This is a genomic window from Cupriavidus sp. H18C1, from assembly GCF_049311595.1.
GTDB classification, from domain to species: domain Bacteria; phylum Pseudomonadota; class Gammaproteobacteria; order Burkholderiales; family Burkholderiaceae; genus Cupriavidus; species Cupriavidus cauae.
This window is the reverse complement of sequence record NZ_CP186008.1, coordinates 1,377,426-1,399,373: the sequence shown is the minus strand read 5'-3', so window position 1 is coordinate 1,399,373 and position 21,948 is coordinate 1,377,426. Positions and strand designations below refer to the sequence as shown.

The following is a 21,948-nucleotide window of genomic DNA, read 5'->3' as shown; positions in this document are numbered from 1 at the left end:
GAATCCCGCCCGCCGGCGGCAAGGACGCGCAACAGCGCGCCCCGATCCGGCCGGCTTACCAACAAGACCTGCATGACCCGTTTCCTGCGCCTCTGCAAGATCGCCTTTGTCATCTTCTATTACGGCCTGGACGAGCTGGTGCTGTCCGGTTTCCAGAACCGGCATATCCGCCTGCTGGTCAGGGTCATCACCATCGGCCGCCGGCTCGATACCGTGCCGCGCGGCGTGCGGCTGCGGCTGGCGCTGACGCGGCTGGGGCCGATCTTCGTCAAGTTCGGCCAGGTGCTGTCGACCCGGCGCGACCTGCTGCCGGCCGACATCGCCGATGAACTGGCGCTGCTGCAGGACCAGGTGCCGCCGTTCGATCCGGCCGTCGCGGTCGCCATCATCGAACGCTCGCTGGGCCGGCCGCTGACCCAGCTGTTCGAGACCTTCGAATACCAGCCGGTCGCCAGCGCGTCGATCGCGCAGGTGCACTTCGCCACGCTGAAGGCCGGAGCGCATCGCGGCCGCGAGGTCGCGGTCAAGGTGCTGCGCCCCGGCATGCTGCCGGTGATCGACAGCGACCTGGCGCTGATGCGCGACGTCGCGATCTGGATCGAGCGGGTCTCGGCCGACGGCAAGCGGCTCAAGCCGCGCGAGGTGGTCGCCGAGTTCGACAAGTACCTGCACGACGAGCTGGACCTGATGATCGAGGCGGCCAACGCCAGCCAGCTGCGCCGCAACTTCCAGGACACCGAACTGCTGCTCGTGCCCGAAGTGTTCTGGGACTTCTGCAGCAGCGAGGTGTTCGTGATGGAGCGGATGCACGGCATCCCGATCTCGCGCACCGAATCGCTGAAGGCCGCCGGGGTCGATCTGCACCGGCTGGCGGAGGAGGGCGTCGAGATCTTCTTCACGCAGGTGTTCCGCGACGGCTTCTTCCACGCCGACATGCACCCGGGCAACATCCTGGTGTCGGTGCAGCCAGAGACCTTCGGCCGCTATATCGCGCTGGACTTCGGCATCGTCGGCGCGCTGTCCGAGTTCGACAAGAACTACCTGGCGCAGAACTTCATCGCCTTCTTCCGCCGCGACTACCACCGCGTCGCGCTGCTGCACGTGGAATCGGGCTGGGTGCCGCCGCAGACCCGGGTCGAGGAGCTCGAGAGCGCGGTGCGCGCCTGCTGCGAGCCGTACTTCGACAAGCCGCTGAAGGAGATCTCGCTGGGCATGGTGCTGATGCGGCTGTTCCAGACCTCGCGCCGCTTCAACGTCGAGATCCAGCCGCAGCTGGTGCTGCTGCAGAAGACGCTGCTCAACATCGAAGGGCTGGGTCGCCAGCTGGACCCGGACCTGGACCTGTGGAAGACCGCCAAGCCCTACCTGGAGCGCTGGATGCACGAGCAGGTCGGCTGGCGCGGCGCGTGGGAGCGCATCCAGGTCGAGGCGCCGCAGTGGGCCAAGATGCTGCCCGACTTTCCGCGCCTGGCGCACCAGTTCCTGGAGCGCCGCGCGCTCGTCAACAACAGCCAGCAGGACCGCCTGCTGGCCGCGCTGGTGGTCGAGCAGCGCCGCACCAACCGGATGCTGGCGATCGGCCTGCTGCTGGGCGGCGCCGTGACCATCGCGCTGGTGATGACGCAGCTGGCGGACTGGTTCGGTTGAGGGTTTGGCCGGGGTCGGCCGGGGTTGGCCTGGCTGCCGGCTGGCCCGATGTTGACCCGATGGTGGCCCGCCGTTGACCCGCCGTTGGCCGACGGCTTGGCCTATATCGGCCGCCGACCCGGTGCGTGCCGATGCCCCGCCCGGCTGCCAATTTTTTTGGCACAACGGGCTTGTATCGTCGCTTGCATCGCTATAATCCGCGTCTTGATTCGGCTACGACCGCAGGCCAGTGCTCCTCCCAGGGCACCCGATCCGCCACCCACGCGGCCCCGACCGATGAATTGGACTGCGGACGCGCGCACCTTGCCGCCGTCCGCCATTCGGTTTCTTGGCCCCTGGGCTCTTTGGGATAGGGCAGCAGCATGCTGATCTGGTTTGTCATCATCTACTGGGTAATCTCGGTCGGCATCGGCCTGTGGGCCGCGCTGCGCGTGCGCAACACGACCGATTTCGCCGTGGCCGGCCGCAGCCTGCCGTTCTACGTGGTCACCGCGACCGTGTTCGCGACCTGGTTCGGCTCCGAGACCGTGCTCGGCATCCCCCGCGGTATTCCTGAAGGAAGGGCTGTCCGGCGTCGTGTCCGACCCGTTCGGCTCGTCGCTGTGCCTGATCCTGGTCGGCCTGTTCTTCGCCCGTCCGCTGTACCGGATGAACCTGCTGACGATCGGCGACTACTACCACAACCGTTATGGGCGCCTGGCCGAGGTCCTGACCACGCTGTGCATCGTGGTGTCCTATCTCGGCTGGGTGGCGGCGCAGATCAAGGCGCTGGGGCTGGTGTTCTATACGGTGTCGGACGGCGCGCTGTCGCAGGAGGCCGGCATGATGATCGGCGCCGCCAGCGTGCTGGTCTACACGCTGTTCGGCGGCATGTGGTCGGTGGCGATCACCGACTTCATCCAGATGATCATCATCGTGATCGGCATGCTGTATATCGGCTACGAGGTCAGCGGCCAGGCCGGCGGCGTGTCGGCGGTGGTGTCGCACGCGGCCGCGGCGGGCAAGCTCGAATTCCTGCCGGAGCTGGACCTGATCCAGATCATCGGCTTTGCCGCCGCGCTGTTTACGATGATGCTCGGCTCGATCCCGCAGCAGGACGTGTTCCAGCGGGTCACCTCGTCGCGCACCGAGCAGATCGCCGGCCGCGCCTCGGTGCTGGGCGGCGTGCTGTACTTCTGCTTCGCCTTCATTCCGATGTTCCTGGCGTACTCGGCCACGCTGATCGATCCGGCGATGGTGCAGCGCTATATCGATACCGATTCGCAGCTGATCCTGCCGACGCTGATCCTGGACCACGCGCCGCTGTTCGCCCAGGTGATGTTCTTCGGCGCGCTGCTGTCGGCGATCAAGAGCTGCGCGTCGGCCACGCTGCTGGCGCCGTCGGTGACCTTCGCCGAGAACATCCTGCGGCCGTACTTCCGCCATCTGGACGACAGGCGCTTTCTGCGGGTGATGCAGGCGGTCGTGCTGGTGTTCACGACGCTGGTCACGCTGTTCGCGCTGAACTCGCACCTGTCGATCTTCCACATGGTCGAGAATGCCTACAAGGTCACGCTGGTGTCGTCGTTCGTGCCGCTGGCCTTCGGCCTGTTCTGGAAGCGCGCCACGCGCCAGGGCGGCCTCGCCGCGATCCTGCTGGGCCTGAGCTCGTGGCTGGTCTGCGAGATCCTGTTCTCCGAGGCCGCGGTGCCGCCGCAGATGGTCGGCCTGCTGTTCTCGCTGGGCGGCATGCTGGTTGGCTCGCTGCTGCCGCAATGGATCGGCGACCGCCCGCCGGTCAAGGAAGTGCATATCGCGTGATTGCGGCCCCGAAGGGCTGCCGCGCGGCGAATCGCGGCCCGGATCCGGCGCCGACGCGCCCCCAAGCCGGCGCCGATCCGACGCCGATCCGACGCCGATCCGACGCCGATCCGGTCGGATCCCCCCCAATCGGCCGGTCTGGGCCCGAGCCGGGCCGCTTTTCCGGCGGCAACGGCGCCCAAACGGTTTATAATTCAAGGCTTTGCATGGCCGGACGGTGGCGGGCGACAGCCTGGAACGCCGCGCCGGCCGCGCGCGTTGATTTCCCTTCGATTTTTTGTTGACCCATTTCGGATCTCCCGGAGAGCCACGATGCCGATCTATGCCTACCGTTGCGACGCCTTGCGGCCATGGGCGCGATGTGCTGCAGAAAATGAGCGATGCCCCGCTCACCGACTGCCCATCCTGCAATACGGCGGGGGCCTTCAAGAAGCAGCTGACCGCGGCCGGTTTCCAGCTCAAGGGTTCGGGCTGGTATGTGACCGACTTCCGCGGCGGCAACACCAACAACGGCGCCAGCACCGGCGCCAGCTCGGGCGCGGGCAGCACCGGCGACGCCGGCGCGGGCAAGCCGGCCGAGTCGTCGGCGTCCGCCAGCGCGGCGCCCGCGGCCGGCGGCTGCGGCAGCGCCTGCGCCTGCCACTGAACCAGGAAGGAACGTGGCAACCAACAAGAAGACTTCCGCACTGAAGACCTGGTTTCTGACCGGCCTGCTGGTGCTGGTGCCGCTGGGCATCACGCTGTGGGTGCTCAGCCTGATCATCGGCACGATGGACCAGAGCCTCGCGCTGCTGCCCGAGGCCTGGCAGTTCGACCGCCAGCTGTTCGGCATGCGCGTGCCCGGCCTGGGCGCGATCCTGACGCTGCTGTTCATCCTGCTGGTCGGCGTGCTGGCGCACAACTTCATCGGCCAGCGCCTGGTGCGCTGGTGGGAAGCGCTGCTGCACCATATCCCGGTGGTGGGCCCGATCTATTCCAGCGTCAAGCAGGTCTCGGACACGCTGCTGTCCTCGTCCGGCAACGCCTTCCGCAAGGCGTTGCTGGTGCAGTACCCGCGCGAGGGCTCGTGGACCATCGCCTTCCTGACCGGCCGGCCTGGCGGCGACGTGCAGAACCACCTGCAGGGCGAGTACGTCAGCGTCTACGTGCCGACCACGCCGAATCCGACCTCGGGCTTCTTCCTGATGATGCCCAAGGCGGACACCATCGAGCTCGACATGACCGTCGATGCCGCCCTGAAGTACATCGTGTCGATGGGTGTGGTCGCGCCGGCCGAGTTGCCGCGCAAGGCCGCGCCGAGCCGCGCCCCCGCCGCTGCCGCCGGCGCCTCCGCCGCCGACCCATCGCACTCCAATTGACCGCGGGCCGCTCGAGCGCGGCCGCGCCTTACCGGGAATTTCTCCTATGTCCTCCATGCGAACTCACTACTGCGGTCTCGTGACCGAACAACTGACCGGCCAGGAAGTGGCCCTGACCGGCTGGGTGCAACGGCGCCGCGACCACGGCGGCGTGATCTTCATCGACCTGCGCGATCGCGAGGGCCTGGTGCAGGTCGTCTGCGATCCGGACCGCCCCGAAATGTTCAAGGTCGCCGAGGACATCCGCAACGAGTTCTGCATCCGCGTGACCGGCAAGGTGCGCGCGCGCCCGGCCGGCACCGAGAACGCCAACCTGACCTCGGGCAAGATCGAGGTGCTGTGCCATGAGCTGACCGTGCTGAACCCGTCGGTCACGCCCCCGTTCCAGCTCGACGACGACAACCTGTCGGAGACCACCCGCCTGACGCATCGCGTGCTGGACCTGCGCCGCCCGCAGATGCAGTACAACCTGCGCCTGCGCTACAAGGTCGCGATGGAAGTGCGCAAGTACCTGGACGAGCAGGGCTTCATCGACATCGAGACGCCGATGCTGGGCAAGAGCACGCCCGAGGGCGCGCGCGACTACCTGGTGCCGTCGCGGGTCAACCCGGGCCACTTCTTCGCGCTGCCGCAGTCGCCGCAGCTGTTCAAGCAGATGCTGATGGTGTCGGGCTTCGATCGCTACTACCAGATCACCAAGTGCTTCCGCGACGAGGACCTGCGCGCCGACCGCCAGCCCGAATTCACGCAGATCGACTGCGAGACCTCGTTCCTGACCGAGCAGGACATCCGCGACCTGTTCGAGAACATGATCCGCACGGTGTTCAAGAACACCATCGGCGTGGCGCTGGACGACCGCTTCCCGGTGATGGAATTCCGCGAGGCGATGGCCCGCTTCGGCTCGGACAAGCCGGACCTGCGCGTCAAGCTCGAGTTCACCGAGCTGACCGAGGTCATGAAGGACGTCGACTTCAAGGTGTTCTCGGGCCCGGCCAACAGCGACAACGGCCGCGTGGTCGCGCTGCGCGTGCCCGGCGGTGGCCAGATCTCGCGCGGCGAGATCGATGCCTATACGCAGTTCGTCGCCATCTACGGCGCCAAGGGCCTGGCCTGGATCAAGGTCAACGAAGTGGCCAAGGGCCGCGACGGCCTGCAGTCGCCGATCGTCAAGAACCTGCATGACGCGGCCATCGCCGAGATCCTGAAGCGCTCGGGCGCGCAGGATGGCGACATCCTGTTCTTCGGCGCCGACAAGGCCAAGGTCGTCAACGACGCGATGGGCGCGCTGCGCCTGAAGATCGGCCACTCGGAATTCGGCAAGGCCAACGGCCTGTTCGAGGACGCGTGGAAGCCGCTGTGGGTGGTGGACTTCCCGATGTTCGAGTACGACGAGGAAGACGCCCGCTGGGTCGCGATGCACCACCCGTTCACCAGCCCCAAGGACGAGCACCTGGAGTACCTGGCCACCGATCCGGGCAAGTGCATCGCCAAGGCCTACGACATGGTGCTCAACGGCTGGGAAATCGGCGGCGGCTCGGTGCGTATCTATCGCGAGGACGTGCAGAGCAAGGTGTTCCGCGCGCTGAAGATCAACGAGGAAGAGGCTCGCGTCAAGTTCGGCTACCTGCTGGACGCGCTGCAGTACGGCGCGCCCCCGCATGGCGGCATCGCCTTCGGCCTGGACCGCATCGTCACGATGATGGCCGGCGCCGATTCGATCCGCGACGTGATCGCCTTCCCGAAGACGCAGCGCGCGCAGGACCTGCTGACGCAGGCGCCGAGCTCGGTCGATGAGAAGCAGCTGCGCGAGCTGCATATCCGCCTGCGCACGCCCGAGCCGAAGGCTTCGGCGTGATGCCGCTGGCGAGGTAGCGAGAGACGACGGCCGTGCGCGAGCGCGGCCGTTTTTCGTTTGTGTAGGCTGGGGAGGGCGATCGAGGTTTCCAATTGTTTCCCATGGGAACGATCGGCCACCCCGCGAGGTCATCCATCGGGCTGCCGCGGGCAGCCGCGCCTGACAAGGGGAGAACAAAGGTGACACTGGATATCGAACTGATCCGCCAATTCCTGCTGCAGCATGCGGAGACGATCCTGACCTGGCTGGTCGCCGGGCTGGTGATGATGCTGCTGGCGCGCTTCGAGCTGCGCCGGGCGGTGCGCAAGTCCGCGCAGGCGATGTCGGAATCGGTGGCGACCACGGTGGCCGCCTGCGTCCCCGATATCGCGCACGCCGCGCAGGTGGGCAGCGCGGCGGCCGAAGGCGGCGCGGTGCAGATGCAGCGCGCCGAGGCGCTGCGGCGCGTGGCGCTCGATACGGTTGCCGCGGTGATGGCGCGCGGGCGCTGGCTGGAGGAAGTCGGCAACCTGCGCCTGCCCGAGGACGCCCTGCTGACCGGCCGCCGCGGCAGCGGCGCCGATCCGCTGCTGGTGGTCGCGCCGCAGCCGGTGGTGCAGGCCTATCTGGCCGCGCAGCGGACTTTCGAGACGATGGCCGCGCAACTGCAGGCCCGCCGCCGCGACGCGCTGGCGCTGCAGGACGCGGCACAGGCGCTGGTGGCCGAGGCCGCGCAGATCGAGCAGGAGACCGCCAGCATCGTGCTGCGCTTCGAGCAGGTGAACGCGCAGGCCGCGCAGGCCCCGCATGGCGAGGGCGGCGACTACCAGCGCTTCCTGATCCAGAAGTACCACGCACTGGGCCAGCGCGAGAAGGGAAGTCGCGCAGGCGCGCACCGAGATGCAGGCGCGCGCCAACCAGGCCGCCGAAGCGCTGGCGACCGAGGCGCACGCCGCCGCCGCGCGCTACACCGAATCGCTGGCGCCGCTGATGCAGCAGCTGCGCGCCGCCTGGGGCCACGGCGACTCGCCGGAGGTGTTCGACAGCTGGGTGCGCGAAGCGGGCGCCCGGGAAGAGCGGGCCTGACCACGGATTTTCTCCTCTCTCCCGCAAGCGGACGAGGGCGGGGGGCGGCAGCGGCGGGTGGTCATGCCGCGGGGCATTGGAACCACCCCTCTCCCCAACCCTCTCTCCCCGGGGGGAGAGGAGAACATCCCGGGTCCAGGATGGCCGGGTCGCAGCGCGTCCTCAGTGCCCACGCCATCACATCATCCCCATGGCTTCCGGGCTTGTCGGACTAACGCCGGTGGCGCCGGCGGGCAACTGCGTTAAGCTTGTCAGCCTGTTCCCGTCCGATCCCATGCCCTACAAGATTCCCGAATCCGTGCTGGTCGTGATCCATACGACCGATCTGCAGGTCCTGCTGCTGGAGCGCGCCGACCGTCCCGGCTTCTGGCAATCGGTCACAGGCAGCCTCGATACCCCCCGACGAACCCCTGGCATTGACCGCCGCCCGCGAGGTGGCCGAGGAAACCGGCATCGTCGCGAGCGAGCACCGCCTGCAGGACTGGGGCCACCACATCGAATACGAGATCTACCCCGAATGGCGCCATCGCTATGCGCCCGGGGGTCACGCGCAATGTCGAGCACTGGTTCGGCCTGTGCGTCGAGCGGCCGCTGCCGGTCACGCTTGCGCCGCGCGAGCATCTGCAATCGGTCTGGCTGCCGTGGGAGCAGGCGGCCGCGCGCTGCTTCTCGTCGAGCAACGCCGAAGCGATACGCCAGCTGGCCTGGCGGGCGGCGGCCGGGGCGACTGCGTGCGCGGCGGGGGCCGTGGGCGCCGTGGGCGCCGTGGAGGCCGCGGGCGCCGGCCAGGCCGGAGGGCCGCGATGAAGTTGCGCGTGGTCACCTACAACATCCACAAGGGGCTGACCGGCTTCGCGCGCCGTCCGCGCATCCAGCATGTCCGCGACGGGCTGCAGACCGTCGACGCCGACATCGTCTTCCTGCAGGAAGTGCAGGACCGCAACGACCGCCTGGTGGCCGCCTCCCTGTTCGATTCCGACTACACGCAGCTGAACTACCTGGCGACCGACGCCTATCCGCACTCGGTCTATGGCCGCAACGCGGTCTACGACCATGGCCACCATGGCAACGCGATCCTGTCGCGCCATCCGATCCTGATGTCGGAGAACCTCGATATCTCCGACCACCGCTTCGAGCAGCGCGGGCTGCTGCATGCGGTGGCGGATGTCCACGGCATCGAGGCCCATCTGATCTGCGTGCATTTCGGCCTGTTCGCGCGCAGCCGCGCGCGCCAGGCCGAGGCGCTGGTCGAACGGGTGCGCAACGTGGTGCCGGCGGACGCCCCGCTGGTGATCGCCGGCGACTTCAACGACTGGAACCATCGGCTCGACGCGCTGATCTGCAATACGCTGGGCGCGCTGGAGGCCTCGCATGCGCGCGGCTCGCGGCTGCATACCTTTCCGAGCCATATGCCGTGGTGGCAGCTTGACCGGATCTACGTGCGCGGCTTCGAGATCGAGCGCGCCCGCGTGCTGACCGGGCGCGACTGGGCACAGCGCTCCGACCATGTGCCGCTGGTCGCCGAACTGGCGCGGCCGCAGGTGCCCGAGGCCAATCCGCGGCACAGCGACGAGACGGCGGGCGCGGCCGGATAGCCGCCCAGGCCGCCGGCCCGGCGGCGAGGCCGCGCCAAGGCGTCCGCTTCGGCTACTACAGCCCCGCCCGTTCCCGCACGAAGGCCTCGATGGCGTCGATCCGGTTCAGGTCGAGCACCGGGAGCCGGGTCAGCGCGGCCACTTCGTCCGGCGCATCGGTGGCGACGCCGACGATGCCCGGCACGTCCGGCCACAGCGGCGCCCGGCCGTGGCCGGGACGATAGACCTCGAGCTTGGGCACGTCGCTGTGCTTGTATCCCTCGACCAGCACCAGATCGGTATCGAGGGGGCAGCACCGCCAGCGCGTCGGCCAGTTCGGGCGGCGGCGCGCCCTCGTCGTAGCGGCGCATCAGCGTCAGATGGCGCGCGCCGACCAGCACCACATTGGCGCAGCCCGCCTCGCGCATCCGCCACGAATCCTTGCCGGGGGTATCCGGGTCGAATCCGTGATGGGTGTGTTTGACGCCGGCCACGCGCAGCCCGGACGCGACGAAGCGGGGAATCAACTGGTCCAGCAAGGTGGTCTTGCCGCTGCCGGAAGTGCCGGCGATACCGAATACCTTCACGATCGAATCAGTTCAATGCGCAGCGCAGTGCGGCTCAGTGGGCGGCTCAGTGCGCGGGGACGGCGGTGGGACGATGTCAGCAACAGCGTCGCGAACAAGGTCGGGAATGAAGTCGGGAATAAAGCGCGACGATAGCAGAGTCGGCGCGCGTCCGTCCCCCCCAGGCCCGAGGTCCGGCCCGGCTTCCGCTCGGAGGTCCGGCCCAAGGTGTGGCCCGAGGTCCGGCCCCGCTTCCGGTCGGAGGTCCGGCCCGAAGTCTGGCCCAAGGTCTCGCTCGAGGTCCGGCCCGACACCCGGCGCCAATGCCCACCGGGTGGCGTTTCCGCCGCGAGGTGACCGATAATGCCGCCATGCCCTTGTCCGAGAGCCCAAGAGAATCCACCCGGTCTTCCAGGACCGCCGCGCATGCGGCGGAAGGCACCCCGGCCGCCACGGCGGCCGCGGGCGCGGAAGGGCGACACGACGCCCGCCTGCTGCGTACCGGGCCCGGCCGGCCGGTGGGCGGCAACCGCGTCGAGCTGCTGCGCGGCGGCGGCGAATATTTCCCGGCGCTGATCGCGGCGATCGACCAGGCGGTGCTGTCGGTCTCGCTGGAGACCTATATCTATGCCGACGACGAGGTCGGCCAGGCGGTTGCCGACGCGCTGCTGCGCGCGGTCGAGCGCGGCGTGCGCGTCCATCTGCTGGTCGACGGCTTCGGCGCCGGCGACATGCCGGCGCCGCTGGTCGAGCGGCTGCAGCAGGGCGGCGTCCGGCTGACCGTGTACCGGCCGCTGCGGGGCTTTCGCCTGGCGCGCCGGCATCTGCGCCGGCTGCACCGCAAGCTCGCGGTGATCGACCGGCGCATCGCCTTCGTCGGCGGCATCAACATCATCGACGACCACAATCACGGCCCCTTCGACGAGGCCCAGCTCGGTCCGCGCTACGACTTCGCGGTGCGCGTCACCGGCCCGCTGGCCGGCCAGATCGCGCTGACCGCCGAGCGGCTGTGGTGGCGGCTCGCGCTGCGCGGCGAGATGCAAGGCGGCGGGATCGCGGGCGGCTTGTCGGGCCTCGCGGGCGAATTTCCGCTTGCGCAGGCCCCGGTGTCCGCGCCGGTCGAGGGCGGCGGCGTGCGCGCGGCGCTGTTGCTGCGCGACAACCTGCGCAATCGCCGCACCATCGAGCGGGCCTATCTGCAGGCGCTGGGCGCGGCGCGGCACGACGTCATCATCGCCAACGCCTACTTCCTGCCGGGCGCCAAGATGCGGCGCGCGCTGCTGGCCTGCCGCCGCCGCGGCGTGCGCGTGCGGCTGCTGCTGCAGGGGATGGTCGAGTACAGGCTGCAGCATTACGCGACCCACGCGCTGTACGCCACGCTGCTCGAGGCCGGCGTCGAGATCCACGAGTACGCCGAGAGCTTCCTGCACGCCAAGGTCGCGGTGATCGACGACAGCTGGGCGACGGTCGGCTCCAGCAACATGGATCCGTTCAGCCTGCTGCTGGCGCGCGAGGCCAATGTGGCGGTCTACGACGAGGCCTTCGCCGCCGAGCTGCGCCGCGAACTCGAACGCGCGATCGCGCTGCGCAGCGCGCCGGTCGTGCCGGAGGATCATGCCCGCCGCGGCCGCCTGCGCCGCTGCCTGGACTGGACCGCCTACATGCTGTTGCGCTTCGGCGTCATGGTGGCCGGCGCGGCCGGCCGCTACTGAACGTGGCATGCCGGTGCTGCCTTGCGGCAAAATGCGGCGCGCATCCGCACATCGGCCTCGCCACCGACGCCGACCGGCGGATGTTGCACCGCAGTTGGGCGCAGTTCGGTTTAGAAACGAAGGTCTAATTAAAAACTTGATAGCGGCAGGCGCGGCCAGAATAATCTGAACGACCGTTCTTTTTTGGCTTAGACTGCGTGCATTCGCCACCCGGCGCCGCCTTGTCCGGCGCGCCGCGGCGATCGACATCACCGGCCAGGGCCAAGCGCGGCATCGCGAACCGATGCCGCAAAAAGTACGGAGAAAAATCATGCGACACCAGTCAGCCCGTCTCGAATCCGCCGCCAACGCTTCTCCCACCCCGATGCGCAAGGGGGAGATGACGCGCGTGGCGATTCTCGACGCCGCACTGGAATTGTCGTCCCGCGACGGACTCGAAGGTTTGACCATCGGTCTGCTCGCGGAACGCATGCAAATGAGCAAGAGCGGCGTGTTCGCGCATTTCGGTTCGCGCGAAGACCTGCAGGTGGAGGTGGTGCGCGAGTATCACCGCCGGTTCGAGCAGGAGGTCTTCTATCCCTCGCTGAACGAGCCGCGCGGTCTGCCGCGCCTGTGGTCGATGGTGCGGCGCTGGATGGAAAAACGGATCCAGGAAGTCACCACCGGTTGCATCTACATCAGCGGGGCGGTCGAATACGATGACCGCGCGGAAAGCCCGGTGCGCGACGAGCTGATCAAGAGCGTCACGATCTGGCGGGCCGCGCTGACACGCGCGATCGAACAGGCCAAGGAAGAAGGCCATCTGCGCGCGGACTGCGATCCGCGCCTGATGCTGTTCGAGATGTACAGCCTCGAGCTGGGGCTGCATCACGATGCCCGCTTCCTGCGCCTGCCCGACAGCGCCGAGCTTGCCATGGTCGCGCTCAACAAGCTGATTCAGTCCTACCGTACCTGATGCCGCCGCGGGCATGGCGTGCTTGACAGCACCAGCGGCGCGGCGGCTTCGCCAACTCCAAGGAGATCTTGATGGGCCAGTACACCGCTCCGCTGCGCGACATGCAATTCGTGCTGCACGAACTGCTCGGCGTCGAGGCCGAGCTCAAGGCGATGCCGCCGCACGCCGACGTCGATGCGGACACCATCAACCAGGTCATCGAGGAAGCCGGCAAGTTTTGCTCGGAAGTCATTTTCCCGTTGAACCAGAGCGGTGACCGCGAGGGCTGCACCCACCACGGCGACGGCGTCGTGACCGCGCCGGCGGGCTTCAAGGAAGCCTACCGGCAGTACGTCGAGGCCGGCTGGCCGGCGCTGGCGTGCGATCCCGAATTCGGCGGCCAGGGCCTGCCGATCCTGGTCAACAACGCGCTGTTCGAGATGCTGAACTCGGCGAACCAGGCCTGGACGATGTACCCTGGCCTGTCGCACGGCGCCTACGAGGCGCTGCACGCGCACGGCACGCCCGAGCTGCAGCAGCGCTACCTGCCCAAGCTGGTGTCCGGCGAGTGGACCGGCACCATGTGCCTGACCGAGCCGCACTGCGGCACCGACCTCGGCATCCTGCGCACCAAAGCCGAACCGCTGGACGACGGCTCGTACAGCCTGACCGGCACCAAGATCTTCATCTCGGCGGGCGAGCACGACCTGTCGGCCAACATCATCCATCTGGTGCTGGCGCGCCTGCCTGACGCGCCGCAGGGCACCAAGGGCATCTCGCTGTTCGTGGTGCCGAAGTTCATTCCCGATGCCGACGGCAATCCGGGCGAGCGCAACGGCATCGTCTGCGGTTCGATCGAGCACAAGATGGGCATCCACGGCAACGCCACCTGCGTGATGAACCTGGACGGCGCGCGCGGCTGGCTGGTCGGCGAGCCCAACAAGGGCCTGAACGCGATGTTCGTGATGATGAACGCCGCGCGTCTTGGCGTCGGCATGCAGGGCCTGGGCCTGACCGAGGTCGCCTACCAGAACTCGGTGGCCTACGCGAAGGAGCGGCTGCAGATGCGTTCGCTGACGGGCCCGAAGGCACCAGACAAGCCGGCCGATCCGATCATCGTGCATCCCGACGTGCGCCGCATGCTGCTGACGCAGAAGGCCTTCGCCGAAGGCGGCCGCGCCTTCAGCTACTGGACCGCGCTGCAGATCGACCGCGAGCTGTCGCACCCGGACGAGGCCGTGCGCAAGCAGGCCGGCGACCTGGTCGCGCTGCTGACGCCGGTGATCAAGGCCTTCCTGACCGACAACGCCTTCATCGCCACCAACGAGGGCATGCAGGTGTTCGGCGGCCACGGCTATATCTCCGAATGGGGCATGGAGCAGTACGTGCGCGATGCCCGCATCAACATGATCTACGAGGGCACCAACACGATCCAGGCGCTGGACCTGCTGGGCCGCAAGATCCTCGGGGACATGGGCGCGAAGATGAAGGCCTTCGGCAAGATCGTGCAGGAGTTCGTCGAGGCCGAGGGCACCAACGAGGCGATGCAGGAGTTCGTCAATCCGCTGGCGGACCTGGGCGACAAGGTGCAGAAGCTGACGATGGAGATCGGCATGAAGGCGATGGCCAATCCCGACGAGGTCGGCGCCGCCGCGGTGCCGTACCTGCGCGTGGTCGGCCATCTGGTGTTCGCCTACTTCTGGGCCCGCATGGCCAAGATCGCGCTGGAGAAGCAGGACAGTGGCGACAAGTTCTACACCGCCAAGCTGGCCACCGCGCGCTTCTATTTCGCCAAGCTGCTGCCGGAGACCGCCGCGCAGATCCGCATGGCGCGCGCCGGCGCGAGCACGCTGATGGCGCTGGACGCCGAGCTGTTCTGAGGCAACGCCGAGACACCGAGACCATCCTCCCGGTTTTCCCTCTCCCGCAGGCGGGGGAGGGAAGGCAACCGAGGACATCCATCATTTCAACGCTCACCTCCGAGGAGCGCGCATGTCCAATTTCATCGTCAAGAAAGTCGCCGTGCTGGGTGCCGGCGTCATGGGCGCGCAGATCGCGGCCCACCTCGTCAATGCCCGCGTGCCGGTGATGCTGTTCGATCTGCCGGCCAAGGAAGGCCCGAAGAACGGCATCGTGCTGCGGGCCATCGAGAACCTGAAGAAGCTGTCGCCCGCGCCGCTCGGCCTGAAGGACGACGCCGGCCTGATCCGCGCCGCGAACTACGAGGACGACCTCGCGCTGCTGAAGGAATGCGACCTGGTGATCGAGGCGATCGCCGAGCGCATGGACTGGAAGCACGACCTGTACCGGAAGGTCGCCCCGCATCTGGGCGCCGACGCGATCTTCGCCACCAACACCTCCGGCCTGTCGATCACCGCGCTGTCCGACGGCTTCGACGCCGAGCTGAAGGCGCGCTTCTGCGGCGTGCACTTCTTCAATCCGCCGCGCTACATGCATCTGGTCGAGCTGATCCCGACCGCGGCGACGCAGCCGGCCATCCTGGACCGCCTGGAAGCCTTCCTGACAACGACCCTGGGCAAGGGCGTGGTCCGCGCCAAGGACACGCCGAACTTCATCGCCAACCGCGTCGGCATCTTCTCGATTCTGGCGGTGTTCGCCGAGGCCGAGAAGTACGGCATTCCGTTCGACGTGGTCGACGACCTGACCGGCAGCAAGCTGGGCCGCGCCAAGTCGGCGACCTTCCGCACCGCCGACGTGGTGGGCCTGGACACCATGGCCCACGTGATCAAGACCATGCAGGACAACCTGCGGGACGATCCCTTCGCGCCGGTGTACCAGACGCCCGCGGTGCTCAAGTCGCTGGTCGATGCCGGCGCGCTGGGCCAGAAGACCGGCGCCGGCTTCTACCGCAAGGAAGGCAAGCAGATCAAGGTGCTGGACGCGAAGACCGGCCAGTACGTCGACGCCGGCGGCAAGGCCGACGAGATCGTCGCGCGCATGCTGAAGAAGGAGCCGGCCGAGCGCATCAAGCTGCTGCGCGAGTCGGGCAATCCGCAGGCGCAGTTCCTGTGGGCGATCTTCCGCGACGTGTTCCACTACATCGCCGTCTACCTCGAGCAGATCGCCGGCTCGGCGGCCGACGTCGACCTGGCGATCCGCTGGGGCTTCGGCTGGAACTCCGGTCCGTTCGAGGACTGGCAGGCCGCGGGCTGGCAGCAGGTCGCGCAATGGGTCAAGGAAGACATCGAGGCCGGCAAGGCGCTGTCGAAGGCGCCGCTGCCCGAGTGGGTCTTCGCCGGCCCGGTGGCGGACAACCAGGGCGTGCATTCGGCGCAGGGCTCGTGGTCGCCGGCCACGCAGTCGTTCGTCGGCCGCAGCGCGCTGCCGGTCTATCGCCGCCAGGCCTTCCGCGCGGCGCTCAAGGGCAGCGACGCGGTCGATCCGCGCAAGGCCGGCCGCACCGTCGAGCAGAACGACGCGGTGCGGATCTGGGTCTGCGAGGGCCAGGACGACGTGCTGGTGATCTCGTTCAACAGCAAGATGAACACGATCGGGCCGGACACCATCGACGGGCTGATCCGCGCGATCGACCTGGCCGAGAGCGCCTACAAGGGCCTGGTGGTGTGGCAGCCGACCTCGCTGCAGCTGGGCGCGCCGGGCGGCCCGTTCTCGGCGGGCGCGAATCTCGAGGCGGCGATGCCGGCCTTCATGATGGGCGGGGCCAAGGGCGTCGAACCGTTCGTGAAGAAATTCCAGGACGGCATGATGCGCGTCAAGTACGCCGCGGTGCCGGTGGTGTCGGCGGCGTCCGGCATCGCGCTGGGCGGCGGCTGCGAGCTGATGCTGCATTCGGCGCGGCGCGTGGCGGCGCTGGAGACCTATGTGGGCCTGGTCGAGGTCGGGGTGGGCCTGGTGCCGGCCGGCGGCGGACTGAAGGAGGCCGCGCTGGCGGCCGCGCGCGCCGCACAGGCCGCGGGCAGCACCAACTATCTGCAGTTCCTGACGCAGCGCTTCCAGAACGCGGCGATGGCCAAGGTCTCGGCCTCGGCGCTGGAGGCGCGGCAGATGGGCTATCTGCAGGCGGGCGATCCGATCGTCTTCAACGTGCACGAGCTGCTGCATGTCGCCTGCAGCGAAGTGCGCGCGCTGCACGAGGCCGGCTACCGTCCGCCAGCGCAGGGCGAGCTGGTGCCGGTGGCGGGCCGCTCGGGCATCGCCACCATCCAGGCCTCGCTGGTCAACATGCGCGACGGCGGCTTCATCTCCGCGCACGACTTCCTGATCGCCTCGCGCATCGCCGAGGCGGTCTGCGGCGGCGACGTCGAAGCGGGTGCGCTGGTCAGCGAGGAATGGCTGCTGGCGCTGGAGCGCCGCGCCTTTATCGAACTGCTGGGCAACCCCAAGACGCAGGAACGCATCATGGGCATGCTGCAGACCGGCAAGCCGGTGCGCAACTAATCGGCACGCGAGGAAATCGATCATGAAACAACTGCAAGACGCCTATATCGTTGCCGCGACCCGCACGCCGATCGGCAAGGCGCCCAAGGGCGCGTTCAAGCACTACCGGCCCGACGATCTGCTGGCCACCACGCTGCGCGCCGCGCTGGCGCAGGTGCCGAACCTGGACCCGGCGCTGATCGAGGATGCCATCGTCGGCTGCGCGATTCCCGAAGCGCAGCAGGGCCTGAACGTCGCGCGCATTGGCGCGCTGCTGTCGGGCCTGCCGACCTCGGTCGGCGGCATCACCGTGAACCGCTTCTGCGCCTCGGGCCTGAGCGCCGTCGCGATGGCGGCCGACCGCATCCGCGTCGGCGAGGCCGACGTGATGATCGCCGCCGGCGTCGAGTCGATGAGCATGGTGCCGATGATGGGCAATACGCCGTCGATGTCGCCGTCGATCTTCGCGCGCGACGAGAACGTCGGCATCGCCTACGGCATGGGGCTGACGGCCGAGCAGGTCGCACGCAAGTGGCAGGTCAGCCGCGAGGACCAGGACGCCTTCGCGCTGGCCTCGCACCAGAAGGCGCTGGCCGCGCAGCAGGCCGGCGAGTTCGCCGACGAGATCACGCAGGTCGAGATCGTCGAGAAGCTGCCGAACCTGGCCAGCGGCGAGGTCGAACTGAAGACCCGCACGCTGTCGCTCGACGAGGGCCCGCGTCCCGATACCTCGCTGGAAGGGCTGGCGAAGCTGCGCCCGGTGTTCGCCAACAAGGGCAGCGTGACCGCCGGCAACAGCTCGCAGACCTCGGACGGCGCCGGGGCGCTGATCCTGGTCTCCGAGAAGATCCTGAAGGCCTGCAACCTGGTGCCGCTGGCCCGCTTCGTGTCGTTCGCGGTGCGCGGCGTGCCGCCGGAGATCATGGGCATCGGTCCGAAGGAAGCCATTCCGGACGCGCTGAAGGCCGCCGGCATGACGCAGGACCAGCTCGACTGGATCGAACTGAACGAGGCCTTCGCCGCGCAGGCGCTGGCGGTGATCCGCGATCTGGGCCTCGATCCGGCCAAGCTGAACCGGATGGGCGGCGCGATCGCGCTGGGCCACCCGCTCGGCGCGACCGGCGCGATCCGTTCGGCCACCGTGGTGCATGCGCTGCGCCGGCACAACCTGAAGTACGGCATGGTGACCATGTGCGTCGGCACGGGCATGGGCGCCGCCGGCATCTTCGAACGGGTTTGACGCAAGGCGTGCCCTGGGATTGAGCCGGGAAGCCGCTCCGGGGAACCGTGTTTCCTCGGGGCGGTTCCCGTCGCGGCGGCACGGACAGGAACATCGCCAAGAACATCGACGAGAACACCGACCACCAAGGAGACACCATGAGCATCCTGACCCGCATCGACCAAGGCGTGCTGACGATCGAGTTCGACCGCCTGGACAAGAAGAACGCGATCACCGCGGCGATGTATCAGCAGATGGCCGACGCGCTGCGCGCGGCGGCGAGCGACGACGCCGTGCGGGCGATCGTGATCCGCGGCAAGGACGAGATCTTCACCGCCGGCAACGATCTGGAAGACTTCATGAAGCGGCCGCCGAGCAGCGAGGAGGATGCCGCCAAGGCACCGGTGTTCCAGTTCCTGCACGAGATCAGCCATGCCGCCAAGCCGCTGGTGGCGGCGGTCAGCGGGCCGGCGGTCGGCATCGGCACCACGCTGCTGCTGCATTGCGACCTGGTCTATGCGGCCGAGGGCGCGCGCTTCTCGCTGCCGTTCGTGCAGCTGGGGCTGTGCCCGGAAGCCGCGTCGAGCCTGCTGCTGCCGCGCCTGGCCGGTTACCAGCGCGCGGCCGAGAAGCTGCTGCTGGGCGAGCCGTTCAGTGCCCAGGAGGCGCAGCAGATCGGCCTGGTGACGCGCGTGGTCGCCGGTGCCGAGCTGCACGACTTCGCGCTGGCGCAGGCGCGCAAGCTGGCGGCGCTGCCGGCGTCGTCGCTGCGGGAAACCAAGCGACTGATGAAGGGCGCGGATACCGCGCAGATGGAGACGCAGATGGCGCAGGAGGGCGCGGTGTTCCGCCGGCTGCTGCAGTCGCCCGAAGCGAAGGAGGCCTTCACGGCGTTCTTCGAGAAGCGCAAGCCGGACTTCTCGCGGTTCAATTGATCGGGGTGGGGTGGGTCAGGCCACCCCCCTCTCCCCGGCCCTCTCCCCCTGAGGGGGAGAGGGAGAACACAGTCGGAACAGCGCGAGCACGCCGCTGGTTTTCTCCCCTCTCCCGCGTGCGGAAGAGGGGCAGGGGGAAGGGCAAGGGCGCACGCGATGCCGCCGCGCCCGTCCTAGACCTTCGGCAGCACCCGCGGCTGCCGTCCCTCGTCGGTCGCCACATAGGTCAGCGTGGCCTCGGTGACCTTGACGATCTCGTTGCTATGGCGCATCCGCTGCGCGTAGACCTCGACCTCGACGGTGATCGAGGTCCGACCCGTCTTGACGATGTCGGCATAGAAGCTGACCAGGTCGCCGACGAACACCGGATGCTTGAACAGGAAGGAATTGACCGCCACCGTGGCGACGCGGCCCTGCGCGCGCTCGACCGCGGGAATCGAGCCGGCGATGTCGACCTGCGCCATGATCCAGCCGCCGAACACGTCGCCGTGCACATTGGCATCGGCGGGCATCGGCACCACGCGCAGCGCGGGGTTCTTGCCGGGAGGCAGGGACGACAGGGTCTGGGGTTCGCTCATGGTCAATCCGGAAGGCAGCAGGGGCAGTAGGGGCCCGATTCACAGGCCGAGTTCATGGGGCAGATCCATAGGCCCCTTCAAGAAGCCCGGTTCATGGGCCCGAATCAGGGCCGGTCCAAGACGGGCGGGGCAGAAGGAAAAGCCGGGCGAGTGCAGGGGCAATACAGGGGCAATACAGGGGCAATACAGGGGAAACACAGGCGGAAAACCCCTCGCCCCGAACTCTGCGACAATCGCATATTCGCCCGAATTCTAACGTATGCGACGCTACTCCACGACGGACGAGCCTGCCCCCACGGCCCCGTCCTCGCCGCTGTTCTCCGGCGCGCGCGGCCAGCGCAGCGACTGGCAGACCGTGCGCAACCTGCTTCCCTATCTGTGGCATTACAAGTGGCGCGTGATGCTGGCGCTCACCTGCCTGGTGGCCGCCAAGGCCGCCAACCTGGGCGTGCCCGTGCTGATGAAGCGCCTGATCGACGCGATGAACATCGCGCCCGGCGATCCGCGCGCGCTGCTGGCGGTGCCGGCCGGGCTGATCGTCGCCTACGGCCTGCTGCGGCTGTCGACCACGCTGTTTACCGAGCTGCGCGAGATCCTGTTCTCCAAGGTCACGCAGAGCGCGGTGCGCGAGATCGCGCTGCAGGTGTTCCGCCATCTGCACAGCCTGTCGCTGCGCTTCCATCTGGACCGGCAGACCGGCGGCATGAGCCGCGACATCGAGCGCGGCACGCGCGGCATCCAGTCGCTGATCTCGTATTCGCTGTACAGCATCCTGCCTACGCTGGTCGAGATGGCGCTGGTGATGGGCTTCTTCCTGCTGCACTACGACATCTGGTTCGCCGCGATCACCGGCGGCGCGCTGCTGGCCTATATCGTCTTCACGGTGGTGGTGACCGAATGGCGCACGCACTTCCGCCGCAAGATGAACGAGCTGGATTCGCGCGCCAACCAGAAGGCGATCGACTCGCTGCTGAACTTCGAGACCGTCAAGTACTTCGGCAACGAGGCCTACGAGGCCGCGCGCTACGACGAGAACCTGCGTACGTACAGGACCGCCGCGATCCGCTCGCAGAACTCGCTGTCGCTGCTGAACTTCGGCCAGCAGGCCATCATCGCGATCGGCCTGATCCTGATCCTGTGGCGCGCCACCGTCGGCGTGGCCGAGGGCGTGTTGACGCTGGGCGATCTGGTGCTGGTCAATACGCTGATGATCCAGCTGTACATCCCGCTCAATTTCCTCGGCGTGATCTACCGCGAGATCAAGCAGGCCACCACCGACATGGACCGGATGTTCGTGCTGCTCGGCACCAACCGGGAGGTCGCCGACGCGCCCGATGCCCGGCCGCTGGCCGTGCAGGGCGCCGAGGTGCGCTTCAGCCATGTCGGCTTCGGCTACGACAGCAACCGGCGCATCCTCGACGATGTCGATTTCACGATCGCCGCCGGCACCACCACCGCGGTGGTCGGCCATAGCGGCTCGGGCAAGTCGACGCTGGCGCGGCTGCTGTTCCGCTTCTACGACGTCGGCAGCGGCGCGGTGCTGGTCGACGGCCAGGACATCCGTACCGTGACGCAGGACAGCCTGCGCCGCGCGATCGGCATCGTGCCGCAGGACACGGTGCTGTTCAACGACAGCATCTACTACAACATCGCCTACGGCCGCCCGGGCGCGAGCCGCGAGGAGGTCATCGAGGCCGCGCGCGCGGCGCAGATCGACGCCTTCATCCGCGAGCTGCCGCAGGGCTACGACACGCCGGTCGGCGAGCGCGGGCTGAAGCTGTCGGGCGGCGAGAAGCAGCGCGTGGCGATCGCCCGCACGCTGCTGAAGAACCCGCCGATCCTGATCTTCGACGAAGCCACCTCGGCGCTGGACTCGCGCACCGAGCAGGCGATCCAGGCCGAACTGATGCGGCTGGCGCAGAACCGCACCACGCTGCTGATCGCGCACCGGCTGTCCACCGTGGTGCACGCCGACCAGATCCTGGTGATGGACCGCGGCCGCATCGTCGAGCGCGGCACGCACGCCGAGCTGATGCGCGCCGACGGCCGCTATGCCGAGATGTGGCGCATCCAGGCGCGCAGCGCGGCGCAGGGGGCGACGTCGGCCGAGGGGACGGGCGACGGGGCGGCCGATGCCAACGGCGGCGAACTGGCCCGCATCGAAGGCGCCGCCGCGGTCGCGGCGGACCTCGGCGACGCGACGCAGGACGCTTGAGGTCGCTCGAGATCGCCTCAGGTCGAACGTCAGGCCGCTCGAGATTGCCTGAGATCGCCTGAGGCCGCCTGAGATCGCGTCAGGCCGCCGCC

The 21,948-nt window shown here is 68.3% G+C and carries 12 protein-coding genes and 5 pseudogenes; 15 read left to right on the top strand and 2 right to left on the bottom strand.

The window, feature by feature from the left end; all coding sequences use genetic code 11:
- The first annotated feature begins 72 nt into the window (after positions 1–72).
- The 8 genes and pseudogenes from ubiB to OJJOAM_RS06585 all read left to right on the top strand — a co-directional run bounded on the left by ubiB (position 73) and on the right by OJJOAM_RS06585 (position 9,320).
- Complete coding sequence (ubiB, locus tag OJJOAM_RS06620; protein ID WP_422649270.1) at positions 73–1,647, top strand: ubiquinone biosynthesis regulatory protein kinase UbiB; 1,575 nt, start codon at positions 73–75, stop codon at positions 1,645–1,647.
- A 362-nt stretch (positions 1,648–2,009) separates the two neighbouring features.
- Positions 2,010–3,447: pseudogene (locus OJJOAM_RS06615) on the top strand (sodium:solute symporter family protein).
- A gap of 312 nt (positions 3,448–3,759) precedes the next feature.
- Positions 3,760–4,093: pseudogene (locus OJJOAM_RS06610) on the top strand (FmdB family zinc ribbon protein).
- A 13-nt stretch (positions 4,094–4,106) separates the two neighbouring features.
- Entirely contained in the window at positions 4,107–4,805 is a 699-nt protein-coding gene (locus OJJOAM_RS06605; RefSeq protein ID WP_422649269.1) for a DUF502 domain-containing protein, read from the top strand.
- 46 nt (positions 4,806–4,851) lie between these two features.
- Positions 4,852–6,660: an aspartate--tRNA ligase gene (gene aspS, locus OJJOAM_RS06600; RefSeq protein ID WP_149317645.1), complete on the top strand. Its 1,809-nt coding sequence runs from the start codon at positions 4,852–4,854 to the stop codon at positions 6,658–6,660.
- Between the two features lie 179 nt (positions 6,661–6,839).
- A pseudogene (locus OJJOAM_RS06595) lies at positions 6,840–7,725 on the top strand (hypothetical protein).
- Positions 7,726–7,999: 274 nt separating this feature from the next.
- Positions 8,000–8,532: pseudogene (gene nudB, locus OJJOAM_RS06590) on the top strand (dihydroneopterin triphosphate diphosphatase).
- Complete coding sequence (locus OJJOAM_RS06585) at positions 8,529–9,320, top strand: endonuclease/exonuclease/phosphatase family protein (protein ID WP_422649268.1); 792 nt, start codon at positions 8,529–8,531, stop codon at positions 9,318–9,320. Before nudB ends, OJJOAM_RS06585 begins: the two are co-directional and overlap by 4 nt.
- A 55-nt stretch (positions 9,321–9,375) precedes the next feature.
- On the opposite strand, the pseudogene mobB reads toward OJJOAM_RS06585, so the two are convergent.
- Positions 9,376–9,886, bottom strand: a pseudogene (gene mobB, locus OJJOAM_RS06580) (molybdopterin-guanine dinucleotide biosynthesis protein B).
- A 350-nt stretch (positions 9,887–10,236) separates the two neighbouring features.
- On the opposite strand from mobB, the gene clsB reads away from it, so the two are divergent.
- From clsB to OJJOAM_RS06550, 6 genes are all read left to right on the top strand, one after another.
- Entirely contained in the window at positions 10,237–11,577 is a 1,341-nt protein-coding gene (gene clsB, locus OJJOAM_RS06575) for a cardiolipin synthase ClsB (RefSeq protein ID WP_422649267.1), read from the top strand.
- A 364-nt stretch (positions 11,578–11,941) separates the two neighbouring features.
- Positions 11,942–12,532 (top strand): TetR/AcrR family transcriptional regulator, encoded by a 591-nt coding sequence (locus tag OJJOAM_RS06570; RefSeq protein WP_006578334.1) that lies wholly within the window; start codon positions 11,942–11,944, stop codon positions 12,530–12,532.
- Between the two features lie 71 nt (positions 12,533–12,603).
- Positions 12,604–14,391 (top strand): acyl-CoA dehydrogenase C-terminal domain-containing protein, encoded by a 1,788-nt coding sequence (locus OJJOAM_RS06565; protein WP_422649266.1) that lies wholly within the window; start codon positions 12,604–12,606, stop codon positions 14,389–14,391.
- 112 nt (positions 14,392–14,503) lie between these two features.
- A complete protein-coding gene (locus tag OJJOAM_RS06560) occupies positions 14,504–16,930 on the top strand; it encodes a 3-hydroxyacyl-CoA dehydrogenase/enoyl-CoA hydratase family protein (RefSeq protein ID WP_422649265.1) in 2,427 nt (808 codons plus the stop codon).
- Between the two features lie 19 nt (positions 16,931–16,949).
- Complete coding sequence (locus tag OJJOAM_RS06555; protein ID WP_422649520.1) at positions 16,950–18,149, top strand: acetyl-CoA C-acyltransferase; 1,200 nt, start codon at positions 16,950–16,952, stop codon at positions 18,147–18,149.
- 137 nt (positions 18,150–18,286) lie between these two features.
- Positions 18,287–19,063 carry an enoyl-CoA hydratase gene (locus OJJOAM_RS06550; protein WP_422649264.1) on the top strand — a complete coding sequence of 259 codons (777 nt, stop codon included), beginning with the start codon at positions 18,287–18,289 and terminating at the stop codon, positions 19,061–19,063.
- Positions 19,064–19,236: 173 nt separating this feature from the next.
- On the opposite strand, the gene OJJOAM_RS06545 is transcribed toward OJJOAM_RS06550, so the two are convergent.
- The gene (locus OJJOAM_RS06545; protein ID WP_422649263.1) at positions 19,237–19,641 is read right to left on the bottom strand and encodes an acyl-CoA thioesterase; all 405 of its coding nucleotides are present in this window, start codon (positions 19,639–19,641) and stop codon (positions 19,237–19,239) included.
- 259 nt (positions 19,642–19,900) lie between these two features.
- Between OJJOAM_RS06545 and OJJOAM_RS06540 the strand changes: the two genes are divergently transcribed.
- Complete coding sequence (locus tag OJJOAM_RS06540) at positions 19,901–21,856, top strand: ABCB family ABC transporter ATP-binding protein/permease (RefSeq protein WP_422649262.1); 1,956 nt, start codon at positions 19,901–19,903, stop codon at positions 21,854–21,856.
- Positions 21,857–21,948 lie beyond the last annotated feature (92 nt).